Origin of the sequence: Streptomyces sp. NPDC127068 (assembly GCF_042724695.1) — a bacterium.
Lineage (GTDB): Bacteria > Actinomycetota > Actinomycetes > Streptomycetales > Streptomycetaceae > Streptomyces.
The window spans coordinates 114,368-123,633 of record NZ_JBHXEN010000021.1 but is presented as its reverse complement, the minus strand read 5'-3'; the positions used below and the strand labels follow the sequence as shown (position 1 = coordinate 123,633).

At 71.6% G+C, this 9,266-nt stretch carries 10 protein-coding genes; 7 read left to right on the top strand and 3 right to left on the bottom strand.

Going from position 1 to position 9,266, the window contains the following annotated elements; translation table 11 throughout:
• Positions 1–500: phosphopantetheine-binding protein (locus ACFWIA_RS15850; protein ID WP_387004722.1), on the bottom strand; the 500-nt coding region annotated here is incomplete at its 3' end.
• 123 nt (positions 501–623) lie between these two features.
• Positions 624–1,475, bottom strand: coding sequence for an alpha/beta fold hydrolase (locus ACFWIA_RS15845; RefSeq protein WP_385494365.1), 852 nt, complete (start codon positions 1,473–1,475; stop codon positions 624–626).
• A gap of 494 nt (positions 1,476–1,969) precedes the next feature.
• On the opposite strand from ACFWIA_RS15845, the gene ACFWIA_RS15840 reads away from it, so the two are divergent.
• From ACFWIA_RS15840 to ACFWIA_RS15820, 5 genes are all read left to right on the top strand, one after another.
• Positions 1,970–2,233 (top strand): acyl carrier protein, encoded by a 264-nt coding sequence (locus ACFWIA_RS15840; RefSeq protein ID WP_387004719.1) that lies wholly within the window; start codon positions 1,970–1,972, stop codon positions 2,231–2,233.
• Positions 2,230–3,096 (top strand): class I SAM-dependent methyltransferase, encoded by an 867-nt coding sequence (locus tag ACFWIA_RS15835; protein WP_387004716.1) that lies wholly within the window; start codon positions 2,230–2,232, stop codon positions 3,094–3,096. The genes ACFWIA_RS15840 and ACFWIA_RS15835 overlap by 4 nt, the downstream gene beginning before the upstream one ends.
• A gap of 60 nt (positions 3,097–3,156) precedes the next feature.
• Positions 3,157–4,485, top strand: coding sequence for an NAD(P)/FAD-dependent oxidoreductase (locus ACFWIA_RS15830; protein ID WP_387004713.1), 1,329 nt, complete (start codon positions 3,157–3,159; stop codon positions 4,483–4,485).
• Positions 4,482–5,513 (top strand): SDR family oxidoreductase, encoded by a 1,032-nt coding sequence (locus ACFWIA_RS15825; protein WP_387004711.1) that lies wholly within the window; start codon positions 4,482–4,484, stop codon positions 5,511–5,513. Before ACFWIA_RS15830 ends, ACFWIA_RS15825 begins: the two co-directional genes overlap by 4 nt.
• Before the next feature lie 61 nt (positions 5,514–5,574).
• Entirely contained in the window at positions 5,575–6,495 is a 921-nt protein-coding gene (locus ACFWIA_RS15820) for an SDR family NAD(P)-dependent oxidoreductase (RefSeq protein WP_387004708.1), read from the top strand.
• Here the strand turns inward: ACFWIA_RS15820 and ACFWIA_RS15815 are convergent.
• Entirely contained in the window at positions 6,467–7,261 is a 795-nt protein-coding gene (locus ACFWIA_RS15815) for a 4'-phosphopantetheinyl transferase family protein (protein WP_387004706.1), read from the bottom strand. The genes ACFWIA_RS15820 and ACFWIA_RS15815 overlap by 29 nt on opposite strands.
• A 159-nt stretch (positions 7,262–7,420) precedes the next feature.
• Between ACFWIA_RS15815 and ACFWIA_RS15810 the strand changes: the two genes are divergently transcribed.
• Complete coding sequence (locus ACFWIA_RS15810; protein WP_387004703.1) at positions 7,421–8,404, top strand: beta-ketoacyl-ACP synthase III; 984 nt, start codon at positions 7,421–7,423, stop codon at positions 8,402–8,404.
• Positions 8,405–8,550: 146 nt separating this feature from the next.
• Positions 8,551–9,126, top strand: coding sequence for a hypothetical protein (locus ACFWIA_RS15805; protein ID WP_387004701.1), 576 nt, complete (start codon positions 8,551–8,553; stop codon positions 9,124–9,126).
• The last annotated feature ends 140 nt before the right edge of the window (positions 9,127–9,266 follow it).

The following is a 9,266-nucleotide window of genomic DNA, read 5'->3' as shown; positions in this document are numbered from 1 at the left end:
AACCCCCCCACCACATCCCGACCCGACACCACCACATCCCACAAACCCTCAGCCGACACCACCCCACCCGGAAAACGACACCCCATACCCACGATCACCACGGGGTCGTCGTCCGGCTCGGCGGCTTCCGCGCGCGCCGCGCGCGCCGCGCCGGCGGCCGGGGCGCTGTGGGGAGCGGTGTCCTCGGCCTCGAAGCCCAGCAGGGCGAGGAGCCTGGCCGCGACGGCGGCCGGCGTGGGGTGGTCGAAGAGGAGCGTGAGCGGCAGCGTCAGGCCGGTGGCCTTGCCGAGCCGGCCGGTCAGTTCCACCGCGGCCAGCGAGTTGTAGCCGTAGTCACGGTAAGCGCGCCCGGGATCGATGGTGGCGGGATCGACCTCCAGGAGTCCGGCGGTCTGTTCGCACACCAGGTCCCGCAGGGCCTGGTTCCGGTCATGGGCCGAGGGCATTCCGGCCAGTGTCCGGGTCATCAGGGCATGCGTGGGTTCGGTCTGGTCTTCCATGTCTATCCCCCGTTGTGTTCGTTCTGCGCCCGCCCCCGTCCGCACCCCCGGAACGGGAGTGGGCGCGGGGGTGGGCGGACAGTCGTCGGCGACTCCCCTCGCGAGTCGCCGACCTGCCGCCCGCTAGCTGCCGCCGGAGGCGGTCTCCAGCAGGAAGGACCTGATGTGTTCGGCGAGGACCTGCGGCTGGTCCTCGGGAATGAGGGTGTAGCTGTCCGGGATCTCCACGTGGCGGGAGTCGGGCAGGATCTCGGCGAGTCGCCGCCCGTGCTCAGGCGGCATCACCTTGTCCTCGGCCGCCCAGGCGACCAGGGCGGGACCGGTGAACTTCGCCAGCGCGTCCGTCCAACGCAGCAGTTCGTCCTTGGGCGGCACGCCGAGGACGTACTTGCGCAGGTCCCGGCGGACCTCCGGGTTGGTCCACACGGGGCGGAACCACTCGTCCATCACCTCGTGCGCCACCGGCCGCTTGCACATCCAGCCCCAGGTCATGGGCAGTCGTCGCATGGGCTTGAGCTTGAGCAGGCCGAAGGCGACGCCCAGTCCGCCGGGCATCTTGGCGGACGTGACCAGGTTGGAGCCGGGCAGGCCCGGCGGGTAGTTCTCGAACGCTTCGCAGGACGTGATCACGAGCCGGCCGATCCGGTCGTGCCGACCGAGGGCGACGAGCGCGAGCGCACCGCCCCAGTCGTTCACGCCGAGCGCGACGTCCCGGAGGTCGAGCGCTTCCAGGAACTCCGCCACGAGTCCGGCGACCCCGGCCACCGACAGGTCGGCGTCCTCCCGCATCGGCGTCCGGTGACCGCCGAGCGGCAGGGTCGGGACCACGACACGGTAGTCCGGCGTCAACAGGGGGACGACATTGCGCCACAGGGTGCCGTCCATCGCCACCCCGTGCAGCAGGACGACCACGGGCCCCTCCCCGCCGCTGTCCTGGTAGTCCACCGTGCCTGCCGAAAGCTGGACCTGTGCCATGCGTCATTCTCCCAGAACTCTGTCGGAAGCTTCGGAACCCACGGACGTTAACCGCTCAGAGAGTATTCGGTAAACCGGAATCACGGTCTCCGGGAAAACGGAACCGAACTTTCCGCCACTTCGGGCCGAGACCGGTCGGCTGCGGCCTCCAGCAAAACACTTCGGGGGCGCATCCGCCAAGCAAAATCTCCGACTCCCCCCGAACGACGAGCCACCCCCACCCCGCCTTGTGGGGGTTGCTCCCAACCGGCGTGTCGCGTCGACAAGTTGGCTGACCTGCGACTCTCCACACCCGGCGAACTGATTGGATTTTCAATCATTGTATTCCCCCCATCCATGGGTATGTTTGAAAGCACACGGGGGTGTGTTGGTCGAATTCTCTCGACGGGAAGTGCTGTGGTGTGCGCCGAGAATGTGGCGCCCGCAGTGCGGGCTGGCCTGTGCCCCCTCCCACACGTTCTGTGAACCTTATGCAGCCATGGAGAGGATTTCGCATGATCAGCGTTGAAGAAGTCTGCGGGACGATTGCCAAGAAGCTGGGCAGCAAGGCGAGTCGGTACACCCTGACCGCGGAGACCACCTTCGACGAGGTGGGGCTGTCGAGCCTCCAGATAGCCGACATCGTCTACGGCATCGAGGACGACCTCGACATCACCTTCGACGAGAGCCGCGCCGCGAGCGTGAAGACCGTGGGTGACCTGGTGCGACTCGCCCAGGACACCGCGGCGAAGTCCGACCAGGACAGCGTCGACGCGTGACCGCCACCGACTACCGGGGGGCGACGGCGGAATCCATCCGGCACCACTACGACGTGTCGGACGAGTTCTACGCACTGTGGCTCGACCCGGGGATGACGTACACCTGCGCGCTCTGGGAGGACGGGGACACCCTGGAGAGCGCGCAGGCACGCAAGCTGGACCACCTGATCGCGGGCGCCCGGGCGGGCGGCGCCCGCCGGGTGCTCGACGTCGGTTGCGGCTGGGGCAGCATGCTGGACCGCCTGGTCACCGCACACGGAGTCGAGCACGCCGTGGGGTTGACGCTCAGCGACACCCAGGCGGCTCATCTGGAGCGGCGGAACCTTCCGCGCACCGAGGTCCGGGTGGAGAACTGGATCGATCACGCACCCGAGGCGCCCTACGACGCGATCGTCTCGATCGGGGCCTTCGAGCACTTCGCCAGCACCGGACTACCCCGGGCCCAACGCATCGCCGCCTACCGGGAGTTCTTCGCGCGCTGCCGGGACTGGCTGCCCCGAGGGGGGCGGATCGCCCTCCAGTCCAACGTCAAGGGCAACAACGTGCGGATGAGCCGGCAGGCCGTGCGCGACCTGCTGTTCATCTGCGAAACCATCTTCCCCGAGTCGGAGATCCCGGCGCTCTCCGAGATCGTCGAGAGCAGCGAACGGCTCTTCGACGTCGTCGCCCTGCGCAACGATCCCGATCACTACGAGCGCACCTGCCAGGAGTGGTACGACCGTCTCCGCCGGAACCGGGCGGCGGCCGTGAGCTGCGCGGGGGAAACCACCGTGGCCCACTACGAGCGCTACCTCGGCGCGACGGTGACCCACTTCCGCGACCGGCACCTGGGGCTCGCCCGCATCGTCCTGGAAGCGGTGTGACCCGTCCGCTCCGCACTGCCGCACCATCCCGCCGCAGAACGGCCAGGTCAAGGAGTACCCGTGGAAGACTATCGACACGTCGTCTACTGGCATGACACGGAGGAAGTGACCCTCGCCCCGCCGCTGCGCGGCAACGTCGACTGCGATGTGTGCATCGTCGGCGGGGGGTACACGGGACTGTGGGCCGCCCACTTCCTGAAGCAGGCGGAGCCCGCGCTCGACATCCGGGTGGTGGAGGCCCGGCACTCCGGCTACGGTGCCTCCGGTCGCGCCGACGGGTTCGCCACCCCGACCGTCGGCAAGGACATCCAGGCCCTCGTCAACACCTTCGGCGCGGAGCGCGCGTTGGAGGCGTCGAAGGCCGTCGGCAAGTCGATCCTGGAGATCGGCCGGTTCACCCGCAAGCACCGGGTGGACGCGGAGTACGAAACCAACGGTTACCTCATGGTCGCCACCGACCGGGCGCAGGTGCGGCGGCTCCACGAGGACCGGGAACTCGCCGGGCTCATGGGTGCCAGCCAGCCGCCGGTGCTCTCCGCCGAGGAGACCCGGGAGATCGTCGGCTCGCCGGCGCTGCTCGGCGGCACGCGGGTCGGCGGTGCGCTGGTCAATCCGTTCCGGCTGGCCCGCGGGATCGCCCGGGTGGTGCGCGAGGCGGGGGTGACCGTGTACGACGAATCGCCGTGCCTGCGGGTGGAACCCGGAGTCCGGCCCCGGGTGGTCACCGCGGGCGGCCGGATCACGGCGGACAAGGTCGTCCTCGCCACCAATGTGCACATGGACGCGTTCCCCCCGTTCCGCCGCAAGGTGATCCCGGTCTGGACGTACGCCATGGTCAGCGAGCCGCTCACCGAGGAGCAGCTGGGCCGGGTGCCCTGGGAGGGCCGGGAGGGCCTGGTCGAGGCCAAGTCGCTGTTGACCTGCGCCCGATTCACCCGGGACAACCGGATCATGTTCGCCGGCGGCCCGGTGCGTTACTACTTCGGCGGTGACCGACGGCAGCGCAACATGAACCGGGCGGCCCCCTACCGGGAGATCCACCGCGAGTTCCTGCGCTTCTTCCCGATGTGGCAGGACGTCGTCTTCCGCTACGCCTACGGCGGCACCGCGGACGTGGTCCGGGACTACGCCCCGCACTTCGGCACCCTGGGCGGCAACATCAGCTACGGCTACGGGTACTGCGGCAACGGCATCGCGGCGTCGCACACCGGCGGGAAGGTCCTGCGCGACCTGGTGCTCGGCAAGGACTCCGAATGGAGCCGGCTGCTGTTCGTGGACCGGGGCGACCGCAGTCTGCGCAGCACCCCCTCGTTCCCGCCCGACCCCCTGCTGTACGTCGGCTCGCGGGCGGCGACCCGTCTGATGGACTGGAAGGACGCACGGGCATGAGCACATCCCGCACGGTCCTGCTCACCGGGGCGTCCGGGGTGGTGGGCCGGTCCCTGCTGCGGACCGCCGCCGCTCCCGGCACCGGTTCCACCGCCGCCCGAGGGCTGCGGCTGGTCGCCGGTGTCCACCGGGGACCGGTTCCCGAAGCCACCGCCACGGTGGCCTGTGACGTGTCCGCCGACCGCTTCGGGTTGGACGAGGACAGCTACGCGGCGCTGGCCCGGGAGGTCGACCTCGTCGTCCACTCGGCCGGGCTCACCGAGTGGGGACTGCCCGCCGAACGCTACGAGCCGGTCAACGTGACCGGCACCCGGCAGGTCATCGAGTTCGCCGAACGGGCCGGCGCCCCCGTCCACTTCATCAGTACGGCCTTCGTCGCCGCGCTGTCCGACGAGGCACCGGTGCCGCTCGGCGAAGGCAACGTGTGCCGCAACTACATCGCGTCGAAACGGTCCGCCGAGCAGTTGCTCCGGGACAGCGGACTCCCGCACACCGTCTTCCGGCCCACCAACCTCGTCGGCGAATCCGGCACGGGCTGGACCTCACAGGCCCAGATCGTCCAGTTGATGTCGGACTGGTTGGCGCGCGGGCGGGCGCCGTTCGTCCCCGCGCACCCGGGGGTCCGGATGGACTTCGTGGCTCAGGACCTCTTGTCGTTGGCGGTGTTGGGCGCGCTGCGCGAGGGCGATGTCGCAGGGGAGTACTGGGTGACCTACGGGGCCGAGGCCATGGACGTCGCGGCGTGCCTACGGACCCTGGCCAAGCACCTGGCGGGTCGGGGGCGCACGCTCTCGCCGCCCCCGGTGGTGAACCCGGACGAGCTGGAACCGGGGGTCATCGAGGCGCTGCCGCCGATGGCCAGGTCCTTCATGTCGGTCCTGCGGGACGTCAGCGAGGTCACCCGGTGCAGCGGCGGCGTCCTGCCGACGTCCATGCCCGAGCTGCGCACCCGCTACGGGGTGCCGCACGTCGACGACACGGCGGCCTATCTGACCGCACTGGACTACGCCGCCGGGCAGTCGACCTGACGGCAGCCGGCCCGACACGCGGCCGGCCGGCCCTTCGGGGCCTCACGGGGAAGGGGAACGCATGAACGACAGTTGGAGCCCGCCGGACCTCGGCGGCAAGGTGGCGGTGGTCACCGGAGGGAGCAGGGGGGTGGGTCGGGGCATCGCGCTGGCCCTGGGCTCGGCAGGCGCCACGGTGTACGTCACGGGGCGCAGCAGTCGCGCGGGACGTCCCACCGAGGGGCTGCCCGGCACGGTGGAGGAGACCGCCGAGGAGGTCACCCGGCGCGGCGGGAAGGGCGTCGCGGTGCGCGGTGACCACGGGGTGCCCGAGTTCAACGAGGCGCTGGCGGAACGTCTTTCGGCGGACGAGGGCGGCCTGGACCTGTTGGTCAACAACGCGTGGGGCGGTTACGAGCGTTCGTCGGAGGTGGCGTTCGACGCCCCCTTCTGGGAACAGCCCTTGTGGCGTTACGAGTTGTTCCAGACGTCGTTGCGCGCCCAGTACGACGTGACGCGCCGTCTGGTACCGCTGATGTTCCCGCGCCCCGGGGGCCTGGTGGTCGGCATCGGCTTCTCGGACGGCGAGGTCTACCTCGGTCAGGTCGGCTACGACGTGTTCAAGTCGGCGTCCGACCGGATGGCCCGCGGCTTCGCCCACGACCTGCGCAAGCGCAAGGTGGCGGCGGTGTCGCTGCATCCGGGCTTCGTCCGCACGGAACGCGTCGAGGCGGCCTGGGCGGCGATGGGCGATGGTCCGGCCTCGGTGGTGCACTCGCCGGAGTACGTGGGCCGGGCGGTGGCCTCGCTGTTGGCCGACCCCGCCGTCAAGGAGCGCTCCGGTGCGGTCCTGAGCACGGGGGACCTGGCCGAGGAGTACGGGTTCACGGACGTGGACGGGCGCACGCCGCCGGCCTTCCGGCTGGAGGGCCGGATGTCCCTGGCCACCCGGATGCACCGGTTGAACCGTGTGGTCAGCGCGGCGACGTCCGGTCCGTCGTGACGGCGGCGGGCCCGGTCGGGTCCAGGTGCAGCCGGCCGAGGTCCAGCCCTACCCCGGTGCTCTCCGGGGTGCGCACCGCCACTGCGGCGCGGTAGCCGGACGGGGCCGGCACGTCCACGAGCGTCCATCCGGGCGGGGGCGCGACGGGCCGGGGCCGGTCGTCCGCCGCGAGCCCGACCGGGTGGGAGGTGGTGTCGCCCGCGAGGCCGGTGCCCAGCCCCTTGCCGTACGCCTCCTTGCGCACCCAACAGCCCAACAGGGCCGTGGATCTGCGCGAGGGCGGCAGCACCGCGAGGGCCCGTTGCTCCTCGGGGTGCAGCCGGCTCGTGCGGCGCCGCAGCACCGCGTCGCCGCCCGCGGCGATCCGCGCCGACTCGATGTCGACGCCGACCGGCGCGGACGCGAGTGCGTACAGCACGGCGTCTTCGGCGTGCGACAGCGAGAAGTGCGGGCCGGGTACGCCGTCGAGCGTCGGCCGACCGTGGGGGCCGCCGCATCCGGGGCACGGTTCGCGGGTGAAGCGGAGGTCCTCGGGCGGGATACCCGTGTGGGCGGCGAGCAGCAGGCGCAGTCCGACGTGCGCGGTGACGTACAGCCGGCGGGCCCGCTCGTCCTGGTAGCGGTCGGCCCGGGCCGTTTCGTGCGGGTCGAGCAGTCGGCGCGCCCGGGCGAGTGCCGCCGCCGCGGCGTCCGGTGCCCACAGCAGGCGCACCTCGGTGCGTACCGGAGTCGCCGACGCCCTCTCGTCCGTCCCCGCGTCGTCCACCGCTCCTCCTCGTCCGCCGCATCCGTCACGTCCCGTCCCCGGCATCCTGCCTGCTCGCCCCGTCGTTCGCCCAACTCGCCCGGCCCACGGGCACCGTTGGCGGGCGGGTGCGGGTGTCGGCACCGTCCGTGTCGTCCCGATCGCACTCCTGGAGCACTGATGGCCCTGCCCGTCCGCGGAACCCGTTTGCTGGCCCTCGCCCACCACCAGCCGGCGCGGGTCCTCACGAACCACGAACTCGCCACGATGGTCGACACCTCGGACGACTGGGTCAGATCGCGGGTGGGGGTCGTCAGCCGCCGGATCGCCGGGCCGGACGAGAGCGTCGCCGACATGTCCACGGGTGCGGCGGCCAAGGCGGTGGCCCGGGCCGGGGTCGACGCCGCCGAGGTCGACCTGGTCGTGGTGGCCACCTGCACGGCGGTGGACCGGATGCCGAGTGTCGCCGCGGTGGTCGCCCGCCGGCTCGGGCTGCCCTCCCCCGCCGTGTTCGACGTCAACGCCGCCTGTGCGGGGTTCTGTTACGCGCTGTCGACCGCGGACCTCGCGATCCGTGGCGGTGCCGGCCGCACGGCCCTGGTCATCGGGGCCGACAAGATGAGCGACTTCCTGGACTGGCAGGACCGCTCGACCTGTGTGATCTTCGGCGACGGTGCCGGCGCCGCGGTGCTGACCGCGGGCACCGCTGACGGCGGGACCGCGGCGGACGCCGTGGGACCCGTGGTGTGGGGCTCCCGACCCGAACGGGGCGGTGCGATCACGCTCGGGTCTCCGAGCCCGACGGGTCCGCCCGCGCTGTTCCGGCAGGAGGGCGGCACCGTCTACCGGTGGGCGATCACGGAGCTGGCACCGCTCGCCCGCAGTGCCTGCGCACGGGCCGGGGTGGCCGTGGAGGACCTGGCGGCGGTCGTGACGCACCAGGCCAACGTGCGCATCATCGAGTCCCTGGCCCGGCAGATCGGTGCCACGAACGCCGTCGTGGCCCGGGACCTCGTCGAGTCCGGCAACACCTCGGCCGCCAGCGTCCCGATGGCGCTCTCCAAGCTCCTGGAGCGCGGCGAGGTCCCCAGCGGCGCTCCCGTGCTCCTCCTCGGCTTCGGCGCCGGGCTGTCCTACGCGGCCCAGGTGGTCCGTTGCCCGTGACCCGGTGGCCGGCCGCGCCCCGTGCGGGTACCCACCCGCACATCTGAGTACCTGCACGGATGACACCGTGCGCGGGTCGCGCAAGGGTGGGGCGCGTAAGGGGGCGCACCGCCCCACCGCACATTCCACTCATCCGGAGGCAAGTCATGCGCAGGTTAGGCAAGGTGGCCGCGGCACTCGTGCTGGCGGGGGCCACGCTCGGGGGAACGGCCGGGGCGGCGGGCGCCGCCGGCGGTCAGGCGGACAAGGCCGGCTCGGCGGCGGCGTGTTCCACCGCCTGGGGCAGCGGCACCAAGTCCCAGACCGACTCGGTCATCGAACCGCTGAAGAACATCAGAACCGGTCAGCACGCATGCTACGACCGCATCGTCTTCGACATCACCGGTGCGCCCAGCACGGCTGGTTACCACGTCGGTTACGTCGACTCCTTCCACCAGGACGGCACCGGCACCCCGATCCCGGTCACGGGCGGCGCCATCCTCCAGATCTTCGTGAACGCCCCGAGCTACAACCCGGCGACGGGCGCGGTCGTCTATCCCGGAGTTCCCGGGCAGACGCTCCCCGGAGTGAACATCAGCGGGTACCGGACCTTCAAGGACACCAAGTTCGGCGCCAGCTTCGAAGGGCAGACCCAGGTCGGCCTGGGGCTGCGGGCCAAGCTTCCGTTCCGGGTCCTGCAATCCGGTGACCAGGTGATCGTGGACGTCGCCCACACCTGGTAGGCGAGCACCACGGAGCCGGGCCGCCCGACCCCGCTCGGGAGTTGTAGGGCGGCCCCGCCGGGGGCCGGGCCCCCGGGCCGCCCCCCGCCCGGCGGGCGGTGGAGGGGGGCGCGCCCGCCCGCGGCGTCACCGGGGGCGGG